Genomic DNA, 494 nt, shown 5'->3' with positions numbered 1-494 from the left:
CATCGGTGCGGCAGGCGTGGCGCGCGTCCTCCGCGAGCGGGCTTGCCGAGGCACCGCCGGCCTCGGAGAACGCGCGCCACGCCTGCCGCACCGATGCGCTGTCGCGCAACCGCTCGCAGCGGCGCTCGACGTCGGCACGCCGCTGGTTCAGCGCGTCGATCCTCGCCTGCACGGCCAGCGCATAGGCGTGCGCGTGATTCGGATCCTCGGAGATCCATGCGGCCGTATACGGCACGAAATGCTCGGCGCCGCCGGCGCGCAGCACGCGCAGCGCCATCGATGCGCAGTTTTCCTTCTTGCTGATCATTTGATACATGAGCTCGCCTGACGTCGCGCCTTCCGTCACGGTGCGCGCATCGCGCAACATCGCCGCCTCGTTCAGCCCGAACAGCACGAACGCGCGCGGGCGGTCCGTATCGCGCCTGTCGTGGTTGAATCCGATCGCCGGAAAATAGACCTTGCGCGCGCTCAGCCCCCATTCGGCATCCTTGTCC

At 68.6% G+C, this 494-nt stretch carries 1 pseudogene; it reads right to left on the bottom strand.

The window, feature by feature from the left end:
* A pseudogene (gene bopA / locus J5M57_RS28185) lies at positions 1–494 on the bottom strand (autophagy evasion T3SS effector BopA); the annotation flags it as partial.

Origin of the sequence: Pseudomonas sp. 86_A (genome assembly GCF_017491705.1) — a bacterium.
In the GTDB taxonomy this organism is placed as follows: Bacteria; Pseudomonadota; Gammaproteobacteria; order Pseudomonadales; family Pseudomonadaceae; genus Aquipseudomonas; species Aquipseudomonas koreensis.
The sequence above is the reverse complement of the archived record's forward strand: the minus strand, read 5'-3'. Positions and strand labels throughout refer to the sequence as shown.